This window comes from Janibacter sp. CX7 (genome assembly GCF_024362365.1).
In the GTDB taxonomy this organism is placed as follows: Bacteria; Actinomycetota; Actinomycetes; order Actinomycetales; family Dermatophilaceae; genus Janibacter.
Window position 1 is genome coordinate 207113 of sequence record NZ_CP101464.1, and the last position, 26561, is coordinate 233673.

Consider the following 26561-nt stretch of genomic DNA (forward strand, 5'->3'; position numbering starts at 1 on the left):
GCGGGTACGACGACCACGTCTCACGCCGACATGCCCTGGGACCCCGGGATGACGGGTGTGGCCGGGCAGTCGCCCGGCGACTGATATCCGTACCCGCGCGTAACGTCCACGGTGCGTGGTCGGGCGCAGGACGATCTGCGAGGATCGGCGCCAAGACCACCGATCACCGCGCCAGGAGGCCTCACGCCATGCCCATCGCCACTCCCGACGTCTATCGCGACATGCTCGACCGCGCGAAGGCCGGGTCCTTCGCCTACCCGGCGATCAACGTCACCTCCAGCCAGACGCTCAATGCTGCGATCCGCGGCTTCGCCGAGGCCGGCAGCGACGGCATCGTCCAGGTCTCGACCGGCGGCGGCGAGTACCTCTCCGGTCCGACGATCAAGGACATGGTGACCGGCTCGCTCGCGCTGGCCGCCTACGCCGAGCAGGTCGCGAAGAACTACGACGTCAACATCGCGCTGCACACCGACCACTGCCCCAAGGACAAGCTCGACGGCTTCGTCCGCCCGCTGCTCGCGGCGAGCAAGGAGCGCCGGGACGCCACCGGCCTGCCGATCTTCCAGTCGCACATGTGGGACGGCTCGGCCGTGCCGCTCGACGAGAACCTCACCATCGCGCAGGAGCTGCTCGAGCTGAGTGCGGCCGCCGACATCATCCTCGAGGTGGAGATCGGGGTCGTCGGTGGCGAGGAGGACGGTGTCGCCAACGAGATCAACGACCAGCTCTACACGACCCCCGAGGACGCGCTCGCGACCGTCGAGGCGCTCGGCCTCGGCGAGAAGGGCCGCTACATGACGGCCCTGACCTTCGGCAACGTCCACGGCGTCTACAAGCCGGGCAACGTCAAGCTGCGCCCCGAGATCCTCAAGCAGTGCCAGGACGCGATCGTCGCGAAGTACGGCAAGGACCACGGTGAGCGCCCGCTCGACCTCGTCTTCCACGGCGGCTCGGGCTCGACCGCTCAGGAGATCAGCGACGCGGTCGACTTCGGCGTCGTGAAGATGAACGTCGACACCGACACCCAGTACGCCTTCACCCGCCCGGTCGCCGGATTCATGCTCGAGAACTACTCCGGCGTGCTCAAGATCGACGGCGAGGTCGGCAACAAGAAGCAGTACGACCCGCGTGCGTGGGGCAAGGAGGCGGAGGCCTCCATGGCCGCCCGCATCGTCGAGGCCTGCGAGAACCTCCGCTCGGCCGGGACGTCGGTGAAGGCCTGATGGTGGACAACCTGCTCGGCATCCCCGAGACGAAGCTGCCCGAGGACCCGGCGACTGCGCGGATCGAGGCCGGTGAGGACGCCGCGAAGGTGGCGGCGGACCTCCCTTCGTCCTCCCTGCCGTGGGCGGTGCTCGCCGAGGCCGCCCTCGACGGCGGCCGCTCCATCGAGGGCTACGCCTACGCCCGCACCGGCTACCACCGCGGGCTCGACGCGCTGCGCCGCTCCGGGTGGAAGGGTCAGGGGCCGGTGCCGTGGGCGCACGTGCCCAACCGTGGCTTCCTGCGGGCGCTCGCCGCGCTGTCGCAGGCCGCCGGCGAGATCGGCGAGAGCGACGAGGAGGCGCGCTGCCGCACCTTCCTCACCGACTCCTCGCTCGAGGCGGCGCGGGCGCTGCTCGGCTGAGCTTCGGTCCCTGAGGAGGTCGCGCAGCGACCGTCTCGAAGGGAACACCTGAAGGGCGTCACGACCACTGGTCGTGACGCCCTTCGTCGTCGGTCCGGTGTCCCTGCCCGGAAGTCTGCTGGTGCTGTGCGGCCCTGCCTCACCACAGCAAGGCGGGGAGCGCCGCTCGAAGTCCCCTGATCCCAACGCGGCGCCCCCGCAGGACTGATTGTGCCCCACGTTCACCCCGAAAAACGGCACGAGGAGGCCAGTGGCACTAACATGCCATTCATGTCCGGACATGACCCTGTCGACGACGAACCGCTGCGTCGGCTGGAGCAGTACCTCGCCTCCGACACCCTGCGCGTCGAGCGGGCCCGGGACCAGCTCGCCGACATCGGCGACGCCCTGATGACGCTGCGCGCCCGGATGCACAACATCGACCTCGGTGACGACCCCGGCGTCCAGGTGCTCACGCAGGAGATGGCGGCCCCGATGATCGACCGGGTCGCCGGCCACGTCGACCGCACCGACAACGTCATCCTCTCGACCGACACCGGCGCCGGTCAGCAGGAGGCGAACTCGCGCCACGAGCGCGACCGTGCCGTCGAGGGGCAGCGCCAGCGCGCCCTCGTGCACCCCGGGGTCCTCGAGACCGAGCTCGCCCGGGCCGAGCTCGCCGCCAAGCGCGGCTCCGGCCAGGAGCAGCGGGTCTCCGACCTCGTCGCGACGGAGTTCCTCGTCCTCGGCGACGAGGCCGTCGTGACGCTGGCCGAGTGGGGCGACCCGCACGCGCCCTACGTCTTCATCCGCAACCCCGCGCTCGTGCAGTGCTTCGCCGGCTGGTTCGAGCTCATGTGGGCGGTCTCCCCGGAGATCGAGGTGCCCGAAGGGAGCGCCGACGACGCCCTCATCCGCATGCTGGCCCTCGGGGCCAAGGACGAGATGATCGCGCGCACCCTGCACGTCGGGCTGCGGACCGTGCGCCGCCGGGTGGCCGCCCACATGGACCGCTACGGCGTGAGCACGCGCTTCCAGCTCGGGGTCGCGCTGGAGCGCGACGGTCGGCTCGGGGCGGCGCCTCGGTAGAGTGTGCTCGTCAGCAGCCGCGGGGCCGCCCCGCGGCTGATGTGTTGTCGAGACCCGCTCCCGTCACGGGGTGGGCGAGGAGGACCGATGCCGGCGATCGTGCTGATCGGGGCCCAGTGGGGCGACGAGGGCAAGGGCAAGGCGACTGACCTCATGGGCAACGACGTGGACTACGTCGTGAAGTTCAACGGGGGCAACAACGCGGGCCACACCGTCGTCATCGAGGGCGAGAAGTACGCCCTCCACCTGCTGCCCTCGGGCATCCTCACCCCGAGCGTCGTGCCGGTCATCGGCAACGGCGTCGTCATCGATCTCGAGGTCCTCTTCCAGGAGCTCGACGGGCTCGAGGCGCGCGGTGTCGACACCTCGAAGCTGCTCGTGAGCGCCAACGCGCACATCATCGCGCCCTACAACCGCACGCTCGACAAGGTCACCGAGCGCTTCCTCGGCAAGCGCAAGATCGGCACGACCGGTCGCGGCATCGGCCCGACCTATGCCGACAAGATGAACCGCGTCGGCATCCGGGTGCAGGACATCTTCGACGAGGGGATCCTGCGGCAGAAGGTCGAGGCCGCGCTCGACGTCAAGAACCAGATCCTCGCGAAGATCTACAACACCCGCGCCTCCGACGCCGAGGCCGTCGTCGCCGAGCTGCTCTCCTACGCCGACCGGCTGCGCCCGATGGTCGCCGACACCAGCCTCGAGCTGGAGAAGGCGCTCGACGCCGGCAAGAACGTCCTGCTCGAGGCCGGCCAGGCGACCCTGCTCGACGTCGACCACGGCACCTACCCCTTCGTCACCTCGTCGTCGGCGACCGCCGGTGGCGCGTGCACCGGCTCGGGCATCCCGCCGACCCGCGTCGGCCGGGTCATCGCGATCCTCAAGGCCTACTCGACCCGCGTCGGCGAGGGGCCCTTCCCGACCGAGCTCTTCGACGACGACGGCGAGTTCCTGCGCAAGACCGGCCACGAGTACGGCACGACGACCGGCCGCCCGCGCCGCACCGGCTGGCTCGACGCCGTCGTCGGCCGCTACGCGACCCGGATCAACGGCGTCACCGACTTCGTCGTCACCAAGCTCGACGTGCTCACCGGGCTCGAGCGGGTGCCGATCTGCGTCGCCTACGAGATCGACGGCGAGCGGGTCGAGGAGATGCCGGTCAACCAGTCCGACGTCCACCACGCCACCCCGATCTACGAGTACCTCGACGGCTGGTGGGAGGACATCACCCACTGCCGCACCTTCGAGGAGCTGCCGGCCAATGCCCAGGCCTACGTGCTGCGCGCCGAGGAGCTCATCGGCGCCCGAGTCTCGGCGATCGGTGTCGGGCCGGGCCGCGAGGAGATCATCCAGCGCCACCCCCTCCTCGACGCCTGACCCGACGAAAAGGCGTTGCCTTCACCCCCTTCGTGCTGGAAGGTGGGCACACGGGGTCGCAGCCGCGGTCCCGGCCGCCGACGAAGGGAGGTCCCATGAGCAACCACGAGAGCGCTCCTGAGGACGTGAAGGCGAAGTTCCGGGAAGCGCTGGAGAAGAAGCAGTCGCACGGCGGAGCGAATGTCTCGCCCGACGGCTCGCACGGCAAGGTCGAGGACGCGCACCGCGCCGAGACCAGTGCGACCCAGCAGATGTTCCGCCGCAAGAGCGGCTGACCACTCACTCCACACGGACGGCCCCGGGGCACCTGCTGCCCCGGGGCCGTTCCGCGTGTGACGAAGGGGGTCAGTCCAGCGGGCGCAGCACCGTCATCCGGTGCGCCGCGCGGGTGAGCACGACGTAGAGCACACGGGCGCCGCCGGGGGCTTCGCGCACGATGGCGTCGGGGTCGACGACGAGGGTCGCGTCCCACTCCAGGCCCTTGGTCGACAGCGGGTCGATGACGACGACCCGGCCGTCGTGGGTGCCGTCGAGCGGCAGCACGGCCTCGGCGTGACGCTGCGGCGTGATGACCGCGATCGACCCGTCGACCTCCTGGGCCAGGTGCGAGAGCGCCTCTGCCGCAACGGTCGCCACGTCGGGGCGCGAGGTGTCGAGGGCGTCGCCGAAGGTGACGTCCTGCGGCCGCACGCCCGTCTCGCGGACGGCGTCGGGGATGTCGGCGTCGGGCACGACGGGCAGGATGACGTCGCGTGCGTAGTCGAAGATCTCCTGCGCGTTGCGGTAGTTCGTCGTCATGTGGAAGGCCTGGCGCGGCTGGGTGCCGTAGGCCTCCTCGCGAGCGCGGTCGGCCTCGGCGACATCGGGCCACGACGCCTGGGCCACGTCGCCGACGACGGTCCACGAGGCGCGGCGGCCGCGCCGGCCGATCATCCGCCACTGCATCGGCGAGAGGTCCTGGGCCTCGTCGACGAGGACGTGGGCGTAGTCGCTGTAGCGACCGACGGTGCCGTGGAGCAGCCGCTCGCGGGCCGTCGTCGGGCTGAGCGTCTGGGTGACCTCGGGCTCGCGGATCGCCGAGCCCATGGCCTGCAACTCGGCGACGCCGTCGAGCTCCTCGATCTCGTAGAAGGAGCGCTCCTCCGGGGCGGCCTCCTCGACCTGGCCGAGGCGTACCGAGAGCTCGTCGACGAGGGCGACGTCGGAGACGGTCCACGTGCCGAGCTCGAGGGTCTCGCGGGCGGCGTGGGCGAGGGCGGCGGCGTCGCCCTGGCTGAGGACGGATCGGGTGACCTCGTAGGCCAGCTCGGTGTCCTCGAGCCACAGCAGCGCCTCGCGGGGGTCGACCTGCGGCCACCAGGCGGCGACGAAGTCGTCGACCGCGATGGACTCGTCGAAGGCGTCGAGGAACTCGTCGCGGTCACCCTCGCGCACCTGCCGCCAGGCGGCCTCGGCGAGCAGCTCGCGCACGTGCTTGGTCGCCTGGTTGCGCGTGCGGTCGCGCAGCGCACGCCGGCGGATGTCGGTGAGCTCGCGCTCGTCGAGGTGCACGGGCAGGCCGCCGACCATGACGCGCAGGCTCGTCGGGGCTCCCGGCACGGGCAGCGCGGCGAGCCGGTTGAGCACGGTGCGCATCTGCAGCGAGCCCTTGATCGCGGCGACCTCGGGCGACTCGTGGCGCACCGCCGTGATGACGTCGACGACGTCGCCGAGCGAGCGCAGCGTCACCGAGTCCTCGCCGAGCGAAGGGAGCACCCGCTCGATGTAGGCGGTGTAGGCCGCGGAAGGTCCGATGACGAGGATGCCGCCGGACTCGTAGCGGCGTCGGTTGGCGTAGAGCAGGTAGGCGGCGCGGTGCAGGGCGACGACCGTCTTGCCGGTGCCGGGGCCGCCGCTGATCTCGGTGATCCCGCGGTCGCTCGCGCGGATTGCCTCGTCCTGGTGGGTCTGGATCGTCGCGACGATGTCACGCATCTGCTGGCCGCGGCTGCGGGTCAGGGCCGCGAGGAGCGCGCCGTCGCCGACGACGACGAGGTCGTCGGGTGCCTCGGGGACCATGAGGTCGTCCTCGACCCCGACGACCTGCTCGCCGCGGCAGCGCAGCACGCGCCGGCGGATGACGCCCTGGTTGTCGCCCGGGGTCGCGCGGTAGAAGGGGGAGGCGGCGGGGGCCCGCCAGTCGATGACGAGGGGCTCGTAGTCGTCGTCGCGGACGCCGAGACGGCCGATGTAGCGCACCTCACGGTCCGACTGGTCTGCTCCCTCGGCGGCGTGGTCGAGGTCGAGCCGGCCGAAGACGAGGCCCTCGTGCTGGTGCTCGAGACTGGCCATGCGGCGCGCGGCGTTGAAGACGAGGGCGTCGCGCTCGAAGAGGCCCGACATCTCCTCGTCGCGGACGTCGCCGGTGCGGTCGGTCCGACCCCGCGACATGCCGTCGACGGCCACGAGATCAGCGCGTTTCCCAGCCTTCGCGAGCTCGGTGTGGACGCGGTCGAGATGCTGCTGCTCGATGGCGATCTCGGCGGCGACGGCATCGACGTGGGTGTCGGTCACAGGGCCTCGTGCTCCCCTTCGGCTGGACAGGAGGACTGAGTCTAGTTGCTCGCGACGGCGCCCCGATGACGCGGGTCGTGGGGGCCTGCGGAGGGGGTCGTCGCAGGAACTGGTCCGCTCCATCTTGATTTCACCCTCAACAAGGTGTCAGTATCAGTTGGTCGGCCACGGTCGACGGTCGCGCGGTCGGTGTCCCCCCTGATGTCTGGACCCGCGACCTTGGGGCGCAGCTCACGGCAGATACCCCCTGCCTGCCGCGAGCTGCGCCCCCCTTTGCGTTCTGCGACCTCTCGCCCGTCGGCCGAAGGGGGGCCCGCGCCCGTCTCGAAGGGCCGTAGGCTCGCCCCCGTGAAGGTTCTCGTCATCGGCTCCGGCGCCCGCGAGCACGCCCTCGTCCGCGCCCTCACCCTCGACCCGACGGTCTCGGCCGTCATCGCCGCCCCCGGCAACCCGGGCACGGAGGCGATCGCGCTCACCGAGCCCGTCGCCGCGGAGGACCCGCAGGCCGTCGTCGAGCTGGCCCGACGCCACGAGGTGGACCTCGTCGTCGTCGGTCCCGAGGCGCCGCTCGTCGCGGGCGTCGCCGACGCCGTGCGCGAGGCCGGCATCAGCTGCTTCGGCCCGAGTGCCGAGGCCGCGCGCCTCGAGGGCAGCAAGGCCTACGCCAAGGAGGTCATGGCCGCCGCCGACGTGCCGACCGCGATGGCGCACGTGTGCACGACGCCGGAGCACCTCGCGGAGGCGCTCGACGCTTTCGGCGCTCCCTTCGTCGTCAAGGACGACGGGCTGGCAGCAGGCAAGGGCGTCGTCGTCACCGAGGACCGGGATGCCGCCATGGCGCACGGTCTGGCCTGCCTGGCGAAGGGGGACGATGGTCGCGTCGTCATCGAGGAGTTCCTCGACGGGCCCGAGGCGAGCCTCTTCTGCATCTGCGACGGCGAGCGGGTCGTGCCGCTCGACCTCGCCCAGGACTTCAAGCGCGTCTTCGACGGCGACGAGGGCCCCAACACCGGCGGCATGGGCGCCTACAGCCCGCTGACCTGGGCCCCCGAGGGGCTCGTCGACGACGTCGTCGCACGGGTCGCCCAGCCGGTCGTCGACGAGATGGCGCGACGGGGCACCCCCTTCGTCGGCGTGCTCTACGTCGGGCTGGCCCTCACCTCCCGTGGCCCGCGGGTCATCGAGTTCAACGTGCGCTTCGGCGACCCCGAGACCCAGTCGGTGCTCGCCCGGCTCGAGTCGCCGCTCGCGGTGCTGCTCGCCGCAGCGGCCGAGGGTCGGCTCGACGAGCACGACCCGCTGCGCTGGCGCCCGGAGTCGGCGGTGACCGTCGTCGTCGCGGCCGAGGGCTACCCGGCCAAGCCGGTCACGGGCACGCCGATCGGTGGCCTCGACGCGATCGCCGACGGCGAGCTCGCCGAGCACGTGCACGTGCTGCACGCCGGCACGACGACGAACGACGGTCAGCTCGTCTCCTCGGGTGGGCGGGTCCTGTCGGTCGTCGCCCTGGGCGACGACCTCGCCCGGGCTCGCCAGCGGGCCTACGCGGCCGTCGACCTCGTCGAGCTCGACGGCGGCCACCACCGCACCGACATCGCCCTGCGTGCCGCCCGCGGCGAGATCCGCGCCTGACCCCAACTCTGCGCAACCCCAGGGTTGTGCAGAGTTGTCGGCCCTGAACCCTGCAGAACCCTGGGGTTGTGCAGGGTTCACGCGGCGACGTCCTTGCGGGGGCGCCCGCGCACCCGCTTGCGGGGGATGACGGTGCCCTCGTGGAGGATCTCGCCGCCCCACACGCCCCACGGCTCGCGGCGCTCGAGCGCGCCCTGCAGGCACATCGTCCGCAGCGGGCAGTCGGCGCACAGCGACTTCGCGTACTCCAGGCCCTCGGGTGTCTCGGCGAACCACAGCTCGGGCGACATGGTCTGGCACGGCGGGGTCGTCGGTGTCATGCGACCACCCTCCAACCTCAAGTTCACGTGAGGTCAACCGCTAGCCTCGGGGACATGGACACGCGGGACCTGCTGACCATCGGGGAGACCGCGGCCCGGGCTGGCGTGAGCGTCCCGACGCTGCGCTTCTACGAGACCAAGGGGCTGGTCCACGCCACCCGCACCCCGGGCAACCAGCGGCGCTACCCTCGGCACACGCTGCGCCGGCTCGCCCTCGTGCGCGCGGCCCAGCGCTTCGGCCTGTCCCTCGACGAGATCCGCGAGGCGCTGGACTCCCTTCCGGCGCAACGGCCCCCGACCGCGCGTGACTGGCAGCGCCTCTCGCGCCGCTGGCACGACGCGCTGCAGGCGCGCATCGACGCCCTCGTCGAGCTGCGTGACACGACGAGCGGGTGCATCGGCTGCGGCTGCCTGTCGACGAGCAGCTGCCCGATCTACAACCCCGGCGACGAGCGCGGCAGCGAGGGGCCGGGCGCCCGCCGCTGGCCGGCCGGACTCCGCGACGAGGGTTGACCCCCCTTCGCCCGTCCGTGGTGGGAGCATGGCCGCATGACAGGGGAGCCCGGGACCACGACCGCCACGACCGCCGCACAGCGCGCCGAGGACCGGACCGAAGGGGGCGGAGGTCGCCTCGTCGCCTGGCTGGTCACTCCCTTCGCCGCCGTGGTGCCGTGGCTCCTGATGGTGGGTGGGGCACTGCTCGTCGCCCGGTCGGCGCTGGCCTACCGGGTCAACTTCGAGCGAGGCTGGGGCGAGCTCGTCGGCGGGCTCGTGCTGCTCGTCGTCGCGGCCCTGCTGTGGGCGGTGCTCACCGCCTGGTCGTCGTCCGGGACGACCGTGGCCGGTCTGGCCACCCTCGCCGCCGGTCTCTTCGTGGCGACCAGGGCCGGCGCGAGCCTCGTCGCCGAGGTGGGGCGCGAGGGGCCGGTCACGCTGCAGACCCCGCTCTACAGCGTGGCCAACGAGACCGTCCTGCTGCCGCTGGGGGCCGTGCTCCTCGCAGCCGGGCTCGGCGCCGCCGGTGCCCGCCGGCTGGCCCGCCGCCGGCGCTGACCCAACCGATCGCGGGCTCGACGCATCTGGATGGGTGACCGGGATCGTCCCGGTCGGTGCGAAGGGGAGTGACGTGAGGTCTTCGAGCGAAGCCGACTTCCGGGAGTTCGCCGCATCGGCGATGCCCCGGCTGCGGCGGGTGGCGCTCGGCATCAGCCGAGACCCGCACGCCGCCGACGACCTCGTCCAGACGACGATGGAGAAGCTCTATGTCGCCTGGCCCAAGGTCGCCCGCGCCACGTCTCCCTACGCCTACGCGCGGCAGACCCTCGTGCGTTCGTTGCTCGCCGAGCGCCGCCGGCTGAGCTGGGGGCGCGAGGTCGTCGCCGACGACGTCGACGGTGGCAGCGTCGACCCCGGTGAGGCCACCGACGCCCGGCTCGTCGTCCACGACGCCCTCGCTGCGCTCACCGCCCGCCAGCGCGCGTGCGTCGTCCTGCGTCACCTCGAGGGCCTGTCGGTCGCCGAGACCGCGCGGGCGATCGGGTGCAGCGAGGGCACGGTCAAGAGCACGACGAGCGATGCGCTCGCCCGCATGCGCACCCACCTGGACGACCCCGCGCCCCGCGCGGCGGAGAGGAGTGCGTCATGAGCACGACCGAGGAGCAGCGGCTCGTGGAGGCGGCCGTGGCCGCGCGGGAGTCGGAGACCGCCGGGTGGCCGGGGTCCGTCGACGACGTCGTCGCCGGTGGCCGTCGCCGCGTGCGCCGCCGCCGGGCAGCGGTCCTCGTGCCCGCGCTGGGCCTGACCCTCGTCGCCGGCGGCCTCGCCGCGACCCTGACGGGTGGCCGGGGTGAGGTCCAGCCCGCGCCGCCGGTGTCGACGAGCGCGTCTGCGTCCTCGACGCCGACGACCTCGCCCACCGCGAGCACGACCTCGCCCACGGCCAGCGCCACATCGACCCCCTTCGCCGGATGGGACGGCTGCACCCTGCGACCGGAGACCTGCGACGGCACGGTGGTCGCGGGCTGGTTCGCCGACCACGTCGCCGCGCTGCGCGCCACCGGCGACCTGGCCTTCGAGGACGCGGCGTCGACGAGCTCGCTCGAGGGGTTCCCCGCCGGCACGCGGTGGTTCACGACGGCGCACATGGAGTCGATCGTCGACACCGACCAGCCGATCGACCAGATCGTCTTCCCGCCCCAGGTCGACGTCTACGTCACGGCTCGGGGCTCGGGCAACTACTTCTGGGAGCCGCGGCCCGCCAGCGACCCGGGGCCAGCGGAGAGGAAGGTGCGCTCGGTCGAGGTCCGGCCGGGACTCGAGGCCAGGGTGGTCGACGGGCAGGGGCAGGACACCTGGGCCGTGCCCGAGGGGGAGGGGCACGGTGCCGTCTACGTGCTCGTCCAGGAGAAGCCGGGCAGCGACGGGCGCGTCTTCACCGACGACGCCGTGGTCGACCTGCTCCGGCTCCTCCTCGAGGACCCCGAGGTGACCGGAGGCTGAGGCGAGCGGCGGCTCCCTTCGTCCTGCTGCGAGGATGTGCGCCATGACGACTGACGGCCACCTCGAGCTGCCCGGCTACGCCCACGTCTACTCCGGCAAGGTGCGCGACCTCTACGCGCCGGTCGGCGCCGACGGGCAGCCGCGCCAGGACCAGTTGCTGCTCGTCGCGAGCGACCGGATGTCGGCCTACGACTTCGTCCTCGACACCCCGATCCCCGACAAGGGCGCGGTGCTCACGCAGATGTCGCTCTGGTGGTTCGACCAGCTCGCCGACCTCGTGCCGCACCACGTCATCTCGACCGACGTCCCCGCGGCCGTCGCCGGCCGGGCGGTGCTCGTCGAGCGCCTCGAGATGCTGCCCGTCGAGTGCGTCGCCCGCGCCTACCTCACCGGCGGCGGGCTGGGGGAGTACCAGTCAACCGGCGCCGTCAGCGGCATCGAGCTGCCGGCCGGCCTCGTCGACGGCTCGCCCCTGCCGGAGCCGATCTTCACCCCCTCGACCAAGGCGCCCGTCGGCGAGCACGACGAGCCGATCCCGTACTCCGGCGTCGTGGCCGAGATCGGCGAGGACCTCGCCGCGCGCGTGCGCGACCTCACCGTGCGGATCCTGCAGCGCGGCAACGAGATCGCCACCGAGCGCGGCATCATCCTCGCGGACACGAAGGTCGAGTTCGGCATGCGCGGCGACGAGATCGTCCTCGCCGACGAGGTGCTCACACCGGACTCGTCCCGCTTCTGGCCCGCTGACGAGTGGCAGCCGGGCCGGCAGCAGCCGAGCTTCGACAAGCAATATGTCCGCGACTGGCTGACCTCGCCGGCGAGCGGCTGGGACAAGAGCTCGGGCGAGGCGCCCCCTTCGCTCCCGGAGGAGGTCGTCGCGCAGACCCGGGCGAAGTACGTCGAGGCCTACGAGCGGCTGACCGGCCAGACCTTCTCGGCCTGACGCGCGTCGCAGGTCCGGTCAGGCGCCGGCCTGGAGCCGCAGCCCCGCGAGGATGAGGTCGAGACCGGCGAGGAACTGCTCGCGGTCGTCGTGGCCGGCGTCGGCACGATCATCGCCGCCCTCGTCACGACCCGCCTGCCCGCCGGGGCCTGGAGCGAGAGTCTCGTCGCCTCCTTCTTCCACGGCGAGCGGATCACCTATGCGGTCCTCGCGGTCGTCGTCGTCGGCGCCGTCGCCGCCCTCGGCGCCAGCTCCCTGACCGACTCGCGCTCCACCGAGGAGCCGCACTGAGCCGGCCGCACTGAACCGGCCGCACTGAGCCGGCCACGCTGAACCGGATCACGGATGTGCCGAGGGGCGAAGGGGGGAGTCCCCCTTCGCCCCTCGGGTCCTCGAAGCGGCCGCGGGCGGCCTCCTCAGGCAGCGAGCGTCAGCGCACGACGGTCGGTGCCGGGAAGCCCTGGCCGCGGGCGGCCTTGGGCAGGGACTTCGTGGCGAGCAGCTGCTGCACCGTCTCCTCTACGGGCTCCTCGGTGGCAGGGAAGGGCTCGGACTCCGCCGGGCAGGTGGCATCGCTCGACGGTGAGGCGCCGGAGACGAGGTAGCGGTCGACGCGCGTCGTGACGCACTGGGAGACGCCGTAGGCCGTGTGGCCCCACGAGTCGCTCGAGATCAGCCGCGAGCGGCCGAGCGTGTTGCGGGTCTGGACCGCGCCGTCGTAGTTGGTGGCCGGGTCCCAGTAGTTGCCGACGATGAGCACGCCCTTGGGCGAGACCTTGTCGTAGGGGCCGACGTAGGCGTCCTCGTCCTGGCCGGTGAAGGAGTCGCCGGCGCACCCGGCGCTGCCCCAGAGCCACAGCGGGCCGAAGCCAGGGGCCTTGGTCTCCTGCTGCTTGGCGTAGGCCGGGTAGTCGGCGATCTTCGTCGTCTCGCGGCTGTCGGTGCAGGTCACGGAGAGGAAGGCGTCGAGCGAGTTGTCGTAGGCGAAGGCGCGCCGGGGTGCCTGGTCGGCCTGCTTGATCGCCGTGATGGTGCGCTGGTCGACCTGGTGGCCACCGGCGCGACGTGCCGCGGCACCCTGGGACTGGCCGATCATCCACTCGATGTCGCTGAGCATGAAGTCGACGAGCATCGGCGCCTCCGGGTCGTAGAGGCCCGACAGCACCGTGCCGACGAGGTCGGCATAGGTGAGGGTCATCTCCTCGCCGGTGTAGGGGTCGGTGATGACGGCCGGCTCCTTCTTCAGGGACGCGGTCATCGCGGCGTACTTCTTCTTCGGGTCGCCGCCGGTGGCGAAGTAGCACCGGTCGGGGCCGGCCTTGCCGCACTCGGTGAGGATCTTGTCGAGCGCCTTGTGAGCACCGACGCCAGAGCGCAACCGACGCTCGAGGGGGAGGCTCTGGTTCCACGCGGTGCCCGACCAGGACGTCGGGCTCAGGGTGCCGTCGATGACGATGCTGCGGAAGTTGCCGGGGAACATATTGGCGTAGGTGGTGCCGAGGTGGCTGCCGTAGGAGAAGCCGAGGTAGCTCAGCGGTCCGTCGCCGATCGCGCGCCGGACCATCTCCATGTCGCGGGCGACCTCGGCGGTCGACATCGACGTCGCGAGTGCATTGGTGGAGCAGGCCCGGGAGATCTTCTTCATCCCCTGGATCCAGCGCTGCTCCTGGGTCCAGCCGACGGGGAAGGCGCTGCTCACCTTGCTGAAGACGGTGTCCTGGTCCTCGACGGGCAGGCACTGCACGTGGTCGCTGAAGCCGACACCGCGAGGGTCGACGCCGACGACGTCGAACTTCGCGCGGACCTCCGGCGAGAGCCACTGGTCGGCGTAGTAGGCCATCTCGGTCGACGAGCCGCCGGGGCCGCCGGGGTTGACGAAGAGCGTCCCGATCCGCTTGCCCGTGGCGGGCAGGCGCAGGACGGCGACGTTTGTTTTCGTGCCCGTCGGCTTGTCGTAGTCGAGCGGCACCTTGGCGTTGGCGCAGCGGGCTCCGCCGTAGCAGCTGAACCACGACAGGCGCGGCGTGGCGACCTTGTTGAGCTTGCTGTTCTCGCTGGGCTTCCACGCGGTGGCGGTGGTGTCGGCCTGCGCCGTGGTCGGTGCCGCGGTGGCGGTGGTCGTGAGCCCCAGTCCGAGGGCGGCGGTGGCGCCGAGCGCGAGCGCTCGCAGTCTCAAGCTGTGCATCTGTCATCCCCTGTTGTCCCGGCACCGGGTGCGCCGGCTGCGATCAATCTAGGGGTGAGGTGCATCACTTGCCCGGCAAGGTCGCCCGGGGTGTTTCACGGACCGACGAAGGGGGATGACGCGGCGCCCCTGCGCGGGCAGACTGCCCCCATGTCGACGACGACCGAGATGGCCACCGCTCGCGCCAACGGACTCGGGGAGGTGTTGCGCCGCAGCGCTGCTCGCCACCGGGACAAGGTCGCGATCATCGACGGCGAGGTCCGCTGGACCTATCGCGAGCTCGACGCGATCGTCACCTCGGTGGCCGCCGGCCTCGCCGCGCGCGGCGTGGCGAAGGGGGACCGCGTCGCCCTGCTCAGTCGCAACAGCGCCGACTTCGCGGCCCTCGCCTGGGGCGCCGCGCGGCTCGGCGCGGTCCTCGTGCCGATCAACTTCATGCTCACCGCCGACGAGGTCGGCTACATCCTCCGCGACAGCGAGCCGGTCGCGGTGGTGACCCAGCCGGAGTTCGTGCCCACCGCCGACGAGGCGATCGCCGCGGGCGGGCTCGAGATCGGGACCCGGGTGGTGACCGGCGACGCGAGCGGCGGGTGGACTCCCTTCGCCGACCTCGTCGCCACCGACGCGACGGGCTGGGAGCCGCCGATCGTCGCCGACGACGACCCGATCCGCCTGATGTACACCTCCGGCACCGAGTCCCGGCCGAAGGGGGCGCTGCTCACCTCCCGCGCGCTGCAGGCCGAGTACCTCAGCGCGATCATCGACGGCGGCATGAGCGGGGACGACATCGACCTGCACACACTGCCGCTGTACCACTGCGCGCAGCTCGACTGCTTCCTCGGGCCGGACATCATGCTCGGCGCGACGAGCATCATCCTGCCCGCACCCGACCCGGCGACGGTGCTGACGAAGATCGCCGAGCACGGGGTGACGAAGTACTTCGCGCCGCCGACCGTGTGGATCTCGCTGCTGCGGCACGCCGACTTCGACGGGACCGACCTGAGCAGTCTGCGCAAGGGCTACTACGGCGCCTCGCCGATGCCCGTGGAAGTGCTGCGGGAGATCCAGGAGCGGCTGCCCGACGTCGACCTGTGGAACTTCTACGGCCAGACCGAGCTCGCCCCCGTGGCGACGATCCTGCCGCCGCACGAACAGCTCTCGCATGCCGGCTCCGCGGGGCGGCCCGTGCTCATGGTCGAGACCCGGCTCGTCGACGACGACGGCAACGAGGTGCCCGTCGGCGAGGTCGGCGAAGTCGTCCACCGCAGCCCGCAGATCGCCGCCGGCTACTGGCGCAACGAGGACAAGACCGCCGAGGCCTTCGCCGGTGGCTGGTTCCACTCCGGTGACCTCGCGATCGCGGACGACGAGGGGCGGATCACGATCGTCGACCGCAAGAAGGACATGATCAAGACCGGGGGTGAAAACGTCGCCTCCCGTGAGGTCGAGGAGGCGATCTACGCCCACCCCGACGTCGCCGAGGTCGCGGTCTTCGCCCTGCCGGACGCGAAGTGGGTCGAGGCGGTCACCGCGACGGTCGTGGCGAAGGAGGGGTCGGGCCTGACCGTCGAGTCCGTCCAGGAGCACTGCGCCAAGGTCCTCGCGACGTACAAGCGGCCCAAGCGGATCGAGATCCTCACCGAGCTGCCCAAGAACCCGAGCGGCAAGATCCTCAAGCGCGAGCTGCGGGAGCGCTTCAGCTGATGGTGCGCCGCTCGGGCTAGTCCTCCTCACGCGAAGGGTGGTTGCGCGCGATCTCCCGGTCGGTGAGCACGATGTGCACCGCGAGCGCGACGGCCGCCAGCACGGCGACGGTGAAGAAGACCATAGCGATCGCCGGGAAACCGAGGATGCGCGCGTCGGTCTCGACGCGCATCATCATCGCCGCGCCGATGATCGTTGCCGCGATGATCAGGCCGAGGGTCAGCCGGTTGGCGACCCGCTGGAGCACGAGGTGCAGCCGCTGCTCGTCGATGGCGTCGACCCGCACCCGCATCTCGCCGCGGGCGAGGGTGTCCAGGATCCGGTTGGCCCGCTTGGGCAGCTGCGCGGTGAACTCCTTGGTCTCGATGGCTGCCGTGAGCAGCCCTCCGGGCGAGACCTTGAGCGACGAGGCGAAGATGTCGGACACGTTGTCCCGGATCGCGTCCGCGGGGGAGAAGTCCGGGTCGAGGTGGATGGTCGTCTGGTCGAGGTTGAGCAGCGCCTTGCCGATCATCGCCATCTCCGCCGGTGGTCGCAGGCCGTGGACCCCCGAGAGGCGCGACAGCTCGACGAGCAGTCGGCCGGCCTGCACATCGGAGCCGCTGGCCACCGCCTCGCTCACGAGGTGCGCCACGTCGTCGCGGAAGGCCGCGGCGTCGTGGTCCTCGAGAGGGTGGCCCATGTCCGCCAGGACGGCTGCGGCCTCCTCGCCCTCACCATCGTTGATCGCGAGCAGGAGCTTGGTGACGTGCGTCTGCACCCGCTGGGGCACCGTCGCGACCATCCCGAGGTCCAGCAGGGCCAGGCGCCCGTCGTCGGTGACGAGCAGGTTGCCCGGGTGCGGGTCGGCGTGGAGGACCCCGTCGTCGAGGATCATCCGCAGATAGCAGTGGAAGAGCTGCTCCACGAGCGGGCGGGCGTCGAGGTCGATGAGCGCCAGAGGCCCGAGGTCGGTGACCTTGCGGCCCTCGATGTGCTCCATCGTCAGCACCCGGCTCGTCGTCAGCTGCATCACCGGCTCCGGCACGACGAGCCGGTCGTGCTCGGCGGTCAGCTCGATGAAGCGCAGCAGGTTGCGCGCCTCGCGGCGGTAGTCGAGCTCGTCGACGAGCGAGCGGCGGAACTGGCGCAGCAGCTGGTTGAGACCGTAGGAGCGACCGATGCTCGTGTGCTTGTCCGCCAGGCCGGTGACGGTGTCCAGGGCGTCCATGTCGCCGCGGACCGCCTCGCGCACGTCGGGACGCTGCACCTTGACGACGACGTCCCTCCCGGAGCGGGTCGTCGCCCGGTGGACCTGGCCGAGCGAGGCGGCCGCGAGCGGCTCCTCGTCGAAGAACGCGAAGAGGTCCTTGATCCGCGCCCCGAGCTCCTCCTCGACGATCTCGCGGACCTGCTCGAAGGGGAAGGGCTCCACCGAGTCCTGCAGCCGGGTCAGGGCCTGGGTGTAGGCCGGCGGCAGCAGGTCGAAGCGCGTGGAGAGCAGCTGGCCGAGCTTGATGTACGTGGGCCCCATCGCCTCGAGGTCCGCGGCGAAGGCCTTCGCCCCCTTCGTCGCCCCGTCCGGCAGGTCCTCGTCGGCGCCGAGATCGTCCTGCTGCGCTCCGGCGAGCAGGTCACCCCGGCCGTGACGCAGGAGGAGTCGCACGAGGTCGGAGTACCGGCTGCTGCTCATGGGTCCATCCTGCCCAACTAGACTCGCCGCGGACGCACCCCCTTCGCACCAGGAGATTCCCCGTGGGACGCATCGTCGTCGACGTCATGCTCAAGCCCGAGATCCTCGACCCCCAGGGCCAGGCGGTCCGGGGGGCGCTGCCCCGGCTCGGGATCGACCAGTTCACCGACGTGCGGCAGGGCAAGCGCTTCGTGCTGTCCGTCGACGGCGACGTGACCGAGGCGCACCTGGCGTCGGCCCGCGAGGCCGCCGAGACCCTCCTGTCCAATCCCGTCATCGAGGACGTCGTGAGCGTCCACGAGCTCACGAGCGACGAGCCGGAGCAGGCGCCGATCACCGGGGCCGGCGCGTGAAGATCGGCGTCGTCACCTTCCCCGGCAGCCTCGACGACTCCGACGCCCGCCGCGCCGTGACCCTCTGCGGCGGCGAGGCCGTCGCCCTGTGGCACGGCGACGCGGACCTCCACGGCGTCGACGCGGTCGTCATCCCGGGCGGCTTCTCCTACGGCGACTACCTGCGCGCCGGGGCCATCGCCCGCTTCGCCCCGGTCATGGGTGAGGTCATCACCGCGGCGAAGGGAGGGATGCCGGTCCTCGGGATCTGCAACGGCTTCCAGATCCTCACCGAGTCGCACCTGCTCCCCGGGTCGATGATCCAGAACGACCACCGCAAGTTCCTGTGCAAGGACCAGGTCCTGCGCGTCGAGTCGACCTCGACGGCGTGGACCTCCGGATTCGAGGCCGGCCAGGAGATCAGCATCGTGCTGAAGAACCAGGACGGCCAGTTCGTCGCCGACGAGGCCACCCTCGACCGGCTCGAAGGGGAGGGACAGGTCGCCTTCCGCTACGTCGGCGGCAACCCCAACGGCTCCTCCCGCGACATCGCCGGCATCACCAACGAGCGCGGCAACGTCGTCGGCCTCATGCCGCACCCCGAGCACGCCGTCGAGGAGGGCTTCGGCCCGAGCCTCGACGGCCGCACCTTCTTCACGTCCGTCCTCGAGCAGGTGGTGTCCGCGTGACCGTCAGCAACCTCGACACCGTGACCGTCGCGCAGGGCAGCCCCGACACCGAGCAGCCGTGGGCCGAGCTCGGGCTCAAGGCCGACGAGTACGAGCGCATCCGCGAGATCCTCGACCGTCGCCCGACGAGCGCCGAGCTGGCGATGTACTCGGTCATGTGGTCCGAGCACTGCAGCTACAAGTCCTCCAAGGTCCACCTCAAGCGCTTCGGTGACCTGCCGGCCGAGACCCCGCTCGGCAAGACCCTCGCCGGCATCGGGGAGAACGCGGGTGTCATCGACATCGGTCAGGGCTGGGCGGTGACCTTCAAGGTCGAGTCCCACAACCACCCGAGCTATGTCGAGCCCTACCAGGGTGCCGCGACCGGCATCGGTGGCATCGTCCGCGACATCATGGCGATGGGCGCCCGCCCGATCGCGGTGATGGACCCCCTTCGCTTCGGTGCCATCGACCACCCCGACACCGCCCGCGTCCTGCCCGGCGTCGTCAAGGGCATCGGCGGCTACGGCAACTCCCTCGGGCTGCCCAATGTCGGCGGCGAGATCGTCTTCGACGACTGCTACCAGGGCAACCCGCTCGTCAACGCGCTGTGCGTCGGCTCCCTTCGTCACGAGGACCTGCACCTCGCCAACGCGTCGGGCACCGGCAACAAGATCGTCCTCTTCGGCGCCAAGACCGGCGGCGACGGCATCGGCGGTGTGTCCGTCCTGGCCTCCGAGACCTTCGAGGAGGGTGGCCCCGCCAAGCGGCCCGCCGTCCAGGTCGGCGACCCCTTCGCCGAGAAGGTGCTCATCGAGTGCTGCCTCGACCTCTACGCCGCGGGCGTCGTCGAGGGCATCCAGGACCTCGGCGGAGCCGGGCTGTCCTGCGCGACCTCCGAGCTCGCGTCCGCCGGTGACGGCGGCATGCAGATCGAGCTCGACAAGGTGCCGCTGCGCGACTCCACCCTCCGCGCGGAGGAGATCCTCATGTCGGAGTCGCAGGAGCGCATGATGGCCGTCGTCGCGCCCGACAAGCTCGACGCCTTCCTCGCGATCACCGGCCGCTGGGACGTCGAGGCCGCCGTCCTCGGCGAGGTCACCGACGGCGACCGGCTCGTCATCACCTGGCACGGCGAGACGATCGTCGACGTGCCGCCGCGCTCCGTCGCCCACGACGGGCCTGTCTACGAGCGTCCGATCGCCCGGCCCGAGTGGATCGACGCGGTGCAGGCCGACGCGAGCTCCTCCCTTCCTCGTCCCGCGGACCTGGGCGCCGACCTGCTCGCGCTGCTCGCCTCGCCCAACATCTGCGACAAGTCGTGGGTCACCGACCAGTACGACCGCTACGTCCTGGGCAACACCAAGCGGGCCATGCCGCACGACTCCGGCGTCATCCGCGTCGACGAGGAGTCCGGCCTGGGCGTCGCCGTCTCGACGGACTGCAACGGCCGCTTCGGCCGGCTCGACCCCTATGCCGGGGCCCAGCTCGCGCTCGCCGAGTCCTACCGCAATGTCGCGACCTCCGGCGCCCTGCCGCTCGCCGTCACCGACTGCCTCAACTTCGGCTCGCCGGAGGACCCGGGCGTCATGTGGCAGTTCCAGCAGGCCATCGGCGGGCTCTTCGACGCCTGCCTCGAGCTCGGCATCCCGGTGACCGGCGGCAACGTCTCCTTCTACAACCAGACCGGCGAGACGGCGATCCACCCGACGCCCGTCGTCGGCGTCCTCGGGGTCATCGACGACGTCGCCACCTCGGTCGCCTCCGGCTTCGCTGCCCCCGGCGAGGTCGTGCTGCTCCTCGGCGCCACACGCGATGAGCTCGACGGCGGCGAGTGGGCGCACGCCCTGCACGGTCACCTCGGCGGGCAGCCGCCGCGGGTCGACCTCGCCGCGGAGAAGGCGCTCGCGTCCTTCTTCGTCGACGCGGCCCGCCGCGGTGCCCTGGCCAGCTCGCACGACCTGTCCGACGGCGGCCTCGCCGTGGCGCTGGCCGAGTCGGTGCTCACCGGCGGCACGGGTGCCTCGGTCGACCTGACCCCGGTGCTCGAGCGTGACGGCATCGACGCCTTCACCGCGCTGTACTCCGAGTCGACGGCTCGTGCCCTCGTCACGGTCCGCTCCGAGGCCGACGTGGCCACGGTCGTCGGCATCGCCGAGACGCACGGCGTGCCCGTCGCCCGCCTCGGTGTCACCGACGGTGACCGGCTCAAGGTCAAGGACGCCCTCGACCTCGGCCTCGACGAGATGCGCACCGCCCACACCGGGACGATGGCCCGCTACTTCGGCTGAGCCCCTCCCACCGCACCAGCGAGCTGTGGCCGATCACCTCCGGGTGGTCGGCCACAGCTCGTGGGCGCGGGGTCTCCTTGGCGAAGGGGGGTGCAGCCTCAGCGACCTCGGGCCAGCCGGTCCGCGCCGAGGCTGACGACGAGCGCCGCCGCAGCCATGGCGGCGCCGACCCACAGCGGCGAGGTGTAGCCCAGGCCAGCCGCGATCGTCAGGCCACCGAGCCAGGCGCCGATGGCATTGCCGACGTTGAAGGCCGCGATGTTGGCGCCCGACGCGAGGGTCTGGGCATCGCCCGCCCAGGACATGACCCGGGTCTGCAGCGGCGGGACGGTGGCGAAGCCGAAGCCGCCCATGAGCACCAGCGCGACGACGGCCAACCAGGGCGAGCTCGCGACGAGCGCGAAGCCGATCATGACGAGCGTCAGCGCCGCGAGGGAGCCGACGAGAGCCCGGGACACCGACCGGTCGGCCGCCCGGCCGCCGAGGGTGTTGCCGACGAAGAGGCCACCGCCGAAGAGGATGAGCAGCCACGGCACCGTCGCCGACGCGAAGCCGGAGACGTCGGTGAGCAGGAAGGCGATGTAGGTGAAGGCACCGAACATCCCGCCGAAGCCGAGCACGGTCATGAGCAGGGAGAGCCACACCTGGGGCTCGCGGAAGGCGGCCACCTCGTGCCGGAGCGAGGCGCTCCCTTCGCCCTGACCAGCGCCGCGCGGCACGAGCGTGGCGATGGCGACGAAGGCGAGGACGCCGATCGCGGTGATCGCCCAGAAGGTCGAGCGCCAGCCGAGCTGCTGACCGAGCAGGGTGCCGAGCGGCACGCCGAGGACGTTGGCTGCGGTCAGGCCGGTGAACATCACCGCGATGGCGGCCGAGCGTCGCGCCGGAGCCACGAGCGAGGCGGCGACGACCGAGCCGATGCCGAAGAAGGCGCCGTGGCACAGGGCCGCGACGACCCGGCCGGCGAGCATCGCCTCGTAGCTGCCGGCGACGGCCGAGAGGGTGTTGCCGGCGATGAAGAGCGTCATCAGGCCGAGGAGGACGCGCTTGCGGTCCAGCCGGGTGACGGCCGCGGTGAGCACGATCGCGCCGACGGCGACGGACAGCGCGTAGCCGGAGATGAGCCAGCCCGCGCTCGCCTCGTCGACGCGGAAGTCGGCTGCGACCTCCGGCAGCAGGCCGGCGATGACGAACTCCGTCAGGCCGATGCCGAAGCCGCCCGCGGCCAGGGCGACGAGCCCGGCCGGCACCCGTCGGGTCGAAGGGGGCGTCGCCCCGGTCGTCGGGTCGACCTCGTCCGTCGATGCGTCCTGCGCCGATAGAGCGCGTGTGCAAGTAGTGGTCATGGGAAGGGAAACTAGTTGCACGCGCGGGTTGTTGCAAGTCGACTGCTAATCTTGGGTCATGGGAATCGCTGATGACGCCGTCGAGATCCGCGCCCGCGGCTGGCGCACCCTCGCCGCGCTCCACGGTCACATCGAGGCCGTCCTCGAGCGTGAGCTGCAGGGCGAGCACGGCCTGTCCGTCGTGGAGTTCACCGTCCTCGACGCACTCAGCCGGCAGGAGGGCTGGCACATGCGCATGTCCCAGCTCGCCCGTGCCGCTGCCCTGTCGAGCAGCGCGACGACCCGCCTGGTCAACCGGCTCGAGGACCGCGGCCTGCTCACCCGGATCATCTGCGCCGACGACCGCCGTGGCATCTACACCGAGCTGACACCCGCCGGGCGCGAGCTGCTGGAGACGGCCCGGCCGACGCACCACCGGGTGCTCGAGCAGGCCCTCGACGAGGCGCAGGAGCAACCCGAGCTCGCCCCCCTCGTCGATGCCCTGCACGCCCTCGAGGTCGTCCCGACCCATGCCTGAGGCCCCCTGGCTCGTCATCTTCGACTGCGACGGGGTGCTCGTCGACAGCGAGCGCCTCAACGTACGCACGTGGACCGGCATGATGCGCGACGCCGGCGTCGACTTCACCGAGGCCGATGCCGTCGAGACCTTCGTCGGCAAGGCCTACAAGGACAACCGGGTCACCCTCACCGAGCTGACCGGCGCCGTGCCGGATCCCGAGTGGGAGCGCGCTTGGCGGGCCGAGTTCGCCCGCAGTCAGGAGGAGCTGGAGCCGGTCCCGGGTGCTGCCGAGGCGGTGGCTGCGGTCCGCGAGCTGGGCCTGCAGGTGTGCGTCGCCTCGGGCTCGCTCCGTGCGGCCATCGGCGCGAAGCTCGCGCGCACCGGGCTGGAGGGACTCTTCCCCGAGTCCGCGCGCTTCAGCGCCGAGCAGGTCGAGCGCGGCAAGCCGGCACCCGACGTCTTCCTCCTCGCCGCCGAGTCCATGGGCTTCGCCCCCGACCGGTGCGTCGTCGTCGAGGACAGTCGCGCGGGCGTCGAGGCGGCCGTCGCCGCCGACATGCCGGCGGTCGGCTACCACAGCGACATGACCCCGGCCGGCTGGCTCGACGAGGCGACCGCGGTCATCACCGACATGACCGACCTGCCCTCGGTCGTCTCCCGGATCACCGGCGCGGGCTGAGGGTCAGCGCACCCGCCAGGCTCCCGGATCGGGAGCCGTCGGCGCAGGCCGCGAGTCGGCGTCGGTCAGCGCGCGGCCGCCGGCCGTGCGCCGGGCCAGTTCGTTCGCGCCGAGCACCCCCGAGGGGAAGGGCCAGCGCCCCACCTGCCGCCGGATCTCGTCGAGGTCGAGCGGGCGGTGCGCGGCGGCGAGCACGGCATTGCCGTAGCGGCGCCCCTTGATGACGTCGCGCATCGCGACGAGGGCCAGAGAGCCGTTGGGGGAGAAGGCCGCTCGCAGTCCGGCAACGACATCGGCGAGATGCCGCCAGCCCGGCTCGTCGGGGGAGTTCATGACGAGCACGCCGTCGGGCCGCAGGACCCGCGCCACGTGCCCGAAGAACTCGACCGTCTGCAGGTCCGCCGGGACCCTCCCTTCGTCGAAGGCGTCGACGACGACTGCATGGGCCGAGGCGTCCTTGAGCGCCTCGAGACCGGGTCGGCCGAGCTGGGGCCGCACGCGGATCCGGTGCCCGCGGGGCAGCGGTAGCTGCTCGCGGACGGCCGTGGTGAGCGCCTCGTCGGGCTCGAGGACGATCTGCGGCGAGCCCGGCCGGGTCGCGTGCACCCAGCGCGGCAGGCTCAGCCCGGCCCCGCCGACGTGGGTCACGCCGATCGGCTCCGGCGCGGGGTGGACGGCGTCGAGCACGGCCGCCATGTGCTGCACGTACTCGAAGACGAGGTGCTCGGGGTCGTCGACGTCGACGTGGCTCTGCGGGTGCCCGTCGCGCATCACCGTCACACCGCCGTGCTCATCCGGCACGAACTCGACCTCCGCCATGGGGCAACCCTCACACAGGTGCCGCTTCGGTCGTCGAGGTGGCCGAGCCCTCGCGAGGCCCTCGAGACGCGAAGGGGGCCACGCACCGACCGGTGCGTGACCCCCTTCGGGTCGTGCGTCAGGCGATCGTCACCGGACGAGGCCGGTCGCCCGCCCCTTGCCCTGGCTCGGGTGCTCGCCGGTGCGGCCCTTGCCCTGGCCGGGGTGGTCGCCGGTGTTGCCCTTGCCGTGGCCCTTGCCCGTACCGGGACCCGTGCCCTTGCCGTTGCCGTCGCCGTGACCGCCGCCGGTCTCGGCAGCGGTCACCGTGACGGGGAAACTCGCCGTCGTGCCGCTCGGGGCGGCGACGAGGCGGACCGTGCTGTCGCCGGTGACGCCCGCGGGGGCGGTGAAGCTGATGTCCGCGGTGCCGTTGCGGGTCGGGACGCCGTCGACCAGACCGGCCGTGACCGGGAAGGTGCCGACGGAGGTCTCGCCGACGAAGACCTCGACCTCGGTGGCCGTCGGGGCGCCCTTGGAGGTCATGTCGAAGCCGGAGGCGGTGAAGGAGACCTGCTCGCCCTCGGTCAGCTCGCTCGGCTGACCGCTGATCGCGACGGCCTGCTTGCGGTAGTCGGGCTCGACGACGTCGCGGGCACCGAAGTAGTTGATGAAGGCGTCGGTGTCGATGAGACCCGAGTCCTTGCGGTCGGTGCCCTCGCCGAGGACGGTGAAGTTGTCACCGCCGCTGATGAGGAAGGAGCCGGAAGCGATCGTGTAGGTCGCGGCCTCGTCCACGGGCGCACCGTCGACCATGACCGAGGTGATGTGGCTGCCCTTCGCCGCGTCCGGGTCGAAGGTGTAGGTGACGTTGTCGGACAGGCCGAGCTTGAGGAAGGGCCGCGACTCACCCTCGGGCTGCCACTGCTGCTCGAGCAGGGTGCGCAGCTGGGCGCCGGTGATGTCGACCGTCATCAGCGTGTTGGCGAAGGGGTTGATCGACGCGGCCTCCGCGTAGGTCACCTCGCCGGGGGCCTCGGCGGCCGTCGGGGCGTACATGAGGTCCGAGCGCAGACCGCCGGGGTTCATGATGCCGATGTCGGCGCCGCTGCGGCCGGGCTGGTTGAGCGCGTCGAGCCAGATGTCGGCGGTGAGGTTGCCGAGGGTGGACTCGCGCTGACGGTCGTCGCGGCCGCCGGCGGCGCTGAAGGCGGTCGTGATGTCGCTCGAGACCTTGCCGACGACCTGCTTGCCGACCTCGGCGGCCTCGCTGACGGCGGTGTCGACGATCGCGGCGGCCTCGACGTAGGCCGGGTCGGCGGCGCAGTCCGCGGTCGGGGCGCTCACCTTGAGGTTCGTCGCGGAGTACTGCGTGACCTTGCGCGTCTGCGGGTCGAAGCCGAGCTGCACCTGGCCGAGCGGGTTGCCGTAGGAGCCGGACTGGATGATGGGGCGGGTGCCGCCACCGGGGGCGGGGGCGTCCCAGGCATAGGTGCGGTGGGTGTGCGCGGTGAAGATCGCGTCGACCTCGCCGGCCGTGTCGTTGACGATGTCGGCGAAGGCGCCGCCCGCCGCGACCTGCTCGTCGAGGGTGCTCGTGTCGTCGCCGGTGGTCGCGCCCTCGTGGTACTCGGCGACGACGATGTCGGCCTCGCCGTTGGTCGCGTCGCCGTCCTTGAGCTGGCCCGCGACGCGGTTGACCGCGGCGACCGGGTCGCCGAAGTCGACGCCCGTGATGCCGGCGGGGGAGACGAGCGAGGCGGTCTGCTCGGTGACCGCGCCGACGACGCCGACCTTGAGCCCGGAGACCTCGATGATCGTGTACTCGTCGAGGGCGGGCGTCGTCGTGCCGCGCTCGTAGACGTTGGCCCCCAGCAGGTCGAAGTCCGCCGCCTGGGAGACCCGGCCGGTGAGGTCGGACATGCCCTGGTCGAACTCGTGGTTGCCCACGGCGCTTGCCTTGAGCCCGAGCGCGTTGAGGAACTGGATCGTCGGCAGGTCCTGCTGCGACGAGGAGGTGAAGGGGGAGGCCCCGATGTTGTCGCCGGCCGACAGCAGCGCCGTCGAGTCCTCGCCGAGCGCCGCGCGCGTCGAGACGACGGTGCACGCGAAGGACTTGCCGAGCGTGCCCTTGTTGTCGGCGTCGATGCGACCGTGGAAGTCGTTGAAGTTCAGCAGGTTGACCGTGGTCAGGACGGGGTCGATCGATCCGGGCTGGACCGGGTCGGCGGCGTGGGCGGTGCCGGCCGTGGCGACGAGTGCGGCGACCGCACCCGCTCCGACGAGCAGCGACGCGCCCCTCTTCTTCAGGGACATGTGGGTTCCTCCGGGACAAACAGGGGTGTGTGACGTGCCCGACACCGGGCGC

Annotated in this window: 25 protein-coding genes; 18 read left to right on the plus strand and 7 right to left on the minus strand. The window is 71.8% G+C overall.

Features of this window, described 5'->3' with window-relative positions; translation table 11 throughout:
• The first annotated feature begins 188 nt into the window (after positions 1–188).
• The 5 genes from fbaA (at position 189) to NMQ01_RS01075 (ending at position 4347) form a co-directional block, all read left to right on the plus strand.
• The gene (gene fbaA, locus NMQ01_RS01055; protein WP_255185049.1) at positions 189–1223 is read left to right on the plus strand and encodes a class II fructose-bisphosphate aldolase; all 1035 of its coding nucleotides are present in this window, start codon (positions 189–191) and stop codon (positions 1221–1223) included.
• Positions 1223–1627, plus strand: coding sequence for a DUF3151 domain-containing protein (locus NMQ01_RS01060; protein WP_255185050.1), 405 nt, complete (start codon positions 1223–1225; stop codon positions 1625–1627). Before fbaA ends, NMQ01_RS01060 begins: the two co-directional genes overlap by 1 nt.
• Positions 1628–1897: 270 nt before the next feature.
• Positions 1898–2695 carry a hypothetical protein gene (locus NMQ01_RS01065; protein WP_255185051.1) on the plus strand — a complete coding sequence of 266 codons (798 nt, stop codon included), beginning with the start codon at positions 1898–1900 and terminating at the stop codon, positions 2693–2695.
• Between the two features lie 87 nt (positions 2696–2782).
• Entirely contained in the window at positions 2783–4072 is a 1290-nt protein-coding gene (locus NMQ01_RS01070) for an adenylosuccinate synthase (protein WP_255185052.1), read from the plus strand.
• Positions 4073–4167: 95 nt separating this feature from the next.
• Positions 4168–4347: a DUF5302 domain-containing protein gene (locus tag NMQ01_RS01075; protein WP_255185053.1), complete on the plus strand. Its 180-nt coding sequence runs from the start codon at positions 4168–4170 to the stop codon at positions 4345–4347.
• A gap of 70 nt (positions 4348–4417) precedes the next feature.
• Here NMQ01_RS01075 and NMQ01_RS01080 read toward each other — a convergent pair whose 3' ends face one another.
• Positions 4418–6748, minus strand: coding sequence for an AAA family ATPase (locus tag NMQ01_RS01080; protein ID WP_255185054.1), 2331 nt, complete (start codon positions 6746–6748; stop codon positions 4418–4420).
• 225 nt (positions 6749–6973) lie between these two features.
• On the opposite strand from NMQ01_RS01080, the gene purD reads away from it, so the two are divergent.
• On the plus strand, positions 6974–8257 hold the full coding sequence (gene purD, locus NMQ01_RS01085; RefSeq protein ID WP_255185055.1) for a phosphoribosylamine--glycine ligase: 1284 nt from the start codon (positions 6974–6976) through the stop codon (positions 8255–8257).
• A 77-nt stretch (positions 8258–8334) separates the two neighbouring features.
• Here purD and NMQ01_RS01090 read toward each other — a convergent pair whose 3' ends face one another.
• Entirely contained in the window at positions 8335–8577 is a 243-nt protein-coding gene (locus NMQ01_RS01090) for a WhiB family transcriptional regulator (RefSeq protein ID WP_255185056.1), read from the minus strand.
• Between the two features lie 54 nt (positions 8578–8631).
• On the opposite strand from NMQ01_RS01090, the gene soxR reads away from it, so the two are divergent.
• From soxR to NMQ01_RS01120, 6 genes are all read left to right on the plus strand, one after another.
• Positions 8632–9090, plus strand: a complete 459-nt coding sequence (gene soxR, locus NMQ01_RS01095) for a redox-sensitive transcriptional activator SoxR (protein ID WP_255185057.1) — start codon at positions 8632–8634, stop codon at positions 9088–9090.
• 36 nt (positions 9091–9126) lie between these two features.
• Complete coding sequence (locus NMQ01_RS01100; protein ID WP_255185058.1) at positions 9127–9630, plus strand: hypothetical protein; 504 nt, start codon at positions 9127–9129, stop codon at positions 9628–9630.
• 73 nt (positions 9631–9703) lie between these two features.
• Positions 9704–10222, plus strand: a complete 519-nt coding sequence (locus NMQ01_RS01105; RefSeq protein WP_255185059.1) for a SigE family RNA polymerase sigma factor — start codon at positions 9704–9706, stop codon at positions 10220–10222.
• Positions 10219–11076 carry a hypothetical protein gene (locus NMQ01_RS01110; protein WP_255185060.1) on the plus strand — a complete coding sequence of 286 codons (858 nt, stop codon included), beginning with the start codon at positions 10219–10221 and terminating at the stop codon, positions 11074–11076. Before NMQ01_RS01105 ends, NMQ01_RS01110 begins: the two co-directional genes overlap by 4 nt.
• Positions 11077–11119: 43 nt before the next feature.
• Complete coding sequence (locus NMQ01_RS01115) at positions 11120–12019, plus strand: phosphoribosylaminoimidazolesuccinocarboxamide synthase (protein ID WP_255185061.1); 900 nt, start codon at positions 11120–11122, stop codon at positions 12017–12019.
• A 90-nt stretch (positions 12020–12109) separates the two neighbouring features.
• A complete protein-coding gene (locus NMQ01_RS01120) occupies positions 12110–12310 on the plus strand; it encodes a hypothetical protein (RefSeq protein ID WP_255185062.1) in 201 nt (66 codons plus the stop codon).
• Positions 12311–12449: 139 nt separating this feature from the next.
• Here the strand turns inward: NMQ01_RS01120 and NMQ01_RS01125 are convergent, their stop codons facing one another.
• On the minus strand, positions 12450–14204 hold the full coding sequence (locus NMQ01_RS01125; protein ID WP_255185063.1) for an alpha/beta hydrolase: 1755 nt from the start codon (positions 14202–14204) through the stop codon (positions 12450–12452).
• A gap of 150 nt (positions 14205–14354) precedes the next feature.
• Here NMQ01_RS01125 and NMQ01_RS01130 point away from each other — a divergent pair, with 150 nt between their 5' ends.
• A complete protein-coding gene (locus NMQ01_RS01130; protein WP_255185064.1) occupies positions 14355–15908 on the plus strand; it encodes a fatty acyl-CoA synthetase in 1554 nt (517 codons plus the stop codon).
• 16 nt (positions 15909–15924) lie between these two features.
• Here the strand turns inward: NMQ01_RS01130 and NMQ01_RS01135 are convergent, their stop codons facing one another.
• A complete protein-coding gene (locus NMQ01_RS01135) occupies positions 15925–17580 on the minus strand; it encodes an AarF/ABC1/UbiB kinase family protein (protein WP_255185065.1) in 1656 nt (551 codons plus the stop codon).
• Between the two features lie 62 nt (positions 17581–17642).
• Between NMQ01_RS01135 and purS the strand changes: the two genes are divergently transcribed.
• Genes purS through purL form a run of 3 tightly spaced genes read left to right on the plus strand, consistent with a single transcriptional unit; the run spans position 17643 to position 20871 of the window.
• The gene (purS, locus tag NMQ01_RS01140) at positions 17643–17933 is read left to right on the plus strand and encodes a phosphoribosylformylglycinamidine synthase subunit PurS (RefSeq protein WP_255185066.1); all 291 of its coding nucleotides are present in this window, start codon (positions 17643–17645) and stop codon (positions 17931–17933) included.
• Positions 17930–18601, plus strand: coding sequence for a phosphoribosylformylglycinamidine synthase subunit PurQ (gene purQ / locus NMQ01_RS01145; RefSeq protein WP_255185067.1), 672 nt, complete (start codon positions 17930–17932; stop codon positions 18599–18601). Before purS ends, purQ begins: the two co-directional genes overlap by 4 nt.
• Complete coding sequence (gene purL, locus NMQ01_RS01150; RefSeq protein ID WP_255185068.1) at positions 18598–20871, plus strand: phosphoribosylformylglycinamidine synthase subunit PurL; 2274 nt, start codon at positions 18598–18600, stop codon at positions 20869–20871. The genes purQ and purL overlap by 4 nt, the downstream gene beginning before the upstream one ends.
• A gap of 98 nt (positions 20872–20969) precedes the next feature.
• Here the strand turns inward: purL and NMQ01_RS01155 are convergent, their stop codons facing one another.
• The gene (locus NMQ01_RS01155) at positions 20970–22121 is read right to left on the minus strand and encodes an MFS transporter (protein WP_255186400.1); all 1152 of its coding nucleotides are present in this window, start codon (positions 22119–22121) and stop codon (positions 20970–20972) included.
• 154 nt (positions 22122–22275) lie between these two features.
• Between NMQ01_RS01155 and NMQ01_RS01160 the strand changes: the two genes are divergently transcribed.
• On the plus strand, positions 22276–22734 hold the full coding sequence (locus NMQ01_RS01160) for a MarR family winged helix-turn-helix transcriptional regulator (protein ID WP_255185069.1): 459 nt from the start codon (positions 22276–22278) through the stop codon (positions 22732–22734).
• The gene (locus NMQ01_RS01165; protein WP_255185070.1) at positions 22727–23395 is read left to right on the plus strand and encodes an HAD family phosphatase; all 669 of its coding nucleotides are present in this window, start codon (positions 22727–22729) and stop codon (positions 23393–23395) included. Before NMQ01_RS01160 ends, NMQ01_RS01165 begins: the two co-directional genes overlap by 8 nt.
• 3 nt (positions 23396–23398) lie before the next feature.
• On the opposite strand, the gene NMQ01_RS01170 is transcribed toward NMQ01_RS01165, so the two are convergent.
• Both NMQ01_RS01170 and NMQ01_RS01175 read right to left on the minus strand, forming a co-directional pair.
• Entirely contained in the window at positions 23399–24214 is an 816-nt protein-coding gene (locus NMQ01_RS01170) for a spermidine synthase (RefSeq protein ID WP_255185071.1), read from the minus strand.
• A gap of 129 nt (positions 24215–24343) precedes the next feature.
• The gene (locus NMQ01_RS01175; RefSeq protein ID WP_255185072.1) at positions 24344–26509 is read right to left on the minus strand and encodes a bifunctional UDP-sugar hydrolase/5'-nucleotidase; all 2166 of its coding nucleotides are present in this window, start codon (positions 26507–26509) and stop codon (positions 24344–24346) included.
• Positions 26510–26561 lie beyond the last annotated feature (52 nt).

Coding starts and splice junctions, on each gene's coding strand:
- fbaA (WP_255185049.1), top strand. CDS start 189: ATGCCCATCGCCACTCCCGACGTCTATCGCGACATGCTCGACCGCGCG.
- NMQ01_RS01060 (WP_255185050.1), top strand. CDS start 1,223: ATGGTGGACAACCTGCTCGGCATCCCCGAGACGAAGCTGCCCGAGGAC.
- NMQ01_RS01065 (WP_255185051.1), top strand. CDS start 1,898: ATGTCCGGACATGACCCTGTCGACGACGAACCGCTGCGTCGGCTGGAG.
- NMQ01_RS01070 (WP_255185052.1), top strand. CDS start 2,783: ATGCCGGCGATCGTGCTGATCGGGGCCCAGTGGGGCGACGAGGGCAAG.
- NMQ01_RS01075 (WP_255185053.1), top strand. CDS start 4,168: ATGAGCAACCACGAGAGCGCTCCTGAGGACGTGAAGGCGAAGTTCCGG.
- NMQ01_RS01080 (WP_255185054.1), bottom strand. CDS start 6,748: ATGGAGCGGACCAGTTCCTGCGACGACCCCCTCCGCAGGCCCCCACGA.
- NMQ01_RS01090 (WP_255185056.1), bottom strand. CDS start 8,577: ATGACACCGACGACCCCGCCGTGCCAGACCATGTCGCCCGAGCTGTGG.
- soxR (WP_255185057.1), top strand. CDS start 8,632: ATGGACACGCGGGACCTGCTGACCATCGGGGAGACCGCGGCCCGGGCT.
- NMQ01_RS01100 (WP_255185058.1), top strand. CDS start 9,127: ATGACAGGGGAGCCCGGGACCACGACCGCCACGACCGCCGCACAGCGC.
- NMQ01_RS01110 (WP_255185060.1), top strand. CDS start 10,219: ATGAGCACGACCGAGGAGCAGCGGCTCGTGGAGGCGGCCGTGGCCGCG.
- NMQ01_RS01115 (WP_255185061.1), top strand. CDS start 11,120: ATGACGACTGACGGCCACCTCGAGCTGCCCGGCTACGCCCACGTCTAC.
- NMQ01_RS01125 (WP_255185063.1), bottom strand. CDS start 14,204: ATGCACAGCTTGAGACTGCGAGCGCTCGCGCTCGGCGCCACCGCCGCC.
- NMQ01_RS01130 (WP_255185064.1), top strand. CDS start 14,355: ATGTCGACGACGACCGAGATGGCCACCGCTCGCGCCAACGGACTCGGG.
- NMQ01_RS01135 (WP_255185065.1), bottom strand. CDS start 17,580: ATGAGCAGCAGCCGGTACTCCGACCTCGTGCGACTCCTCCTGCGTCAC.
- NMQ01_RS01160 (WP_255185069.1), top strand. CDS start 22,276: ATGGGAATCGCTGATGACGCCGTCGAGATCCGCGCCCGCGGCTGGCGC.
- NMQ01_RS01165 (WP_255185070.1), top strand. CDS start 22,727: ATGCCTGAGGCCCCCTGGCTCGTCATCTTCGACTGCGACGGGGTGCTC.
- NMQ01_RS01170 (WP_255185071.1), bottom strand. CDS start 24,214: ATGGCGGAGGTCGAGTTCGTGCCGGATGAGCACGGCGGTGTGACGGTG.
- NMQ01_RS01175 (WP_255185072.1), bottom strand. CDS start 26,509: ATGTCCCTGAAGAAGAGGGGCGCGTCGCTGCTCGTCGGAGCGGGTGCG.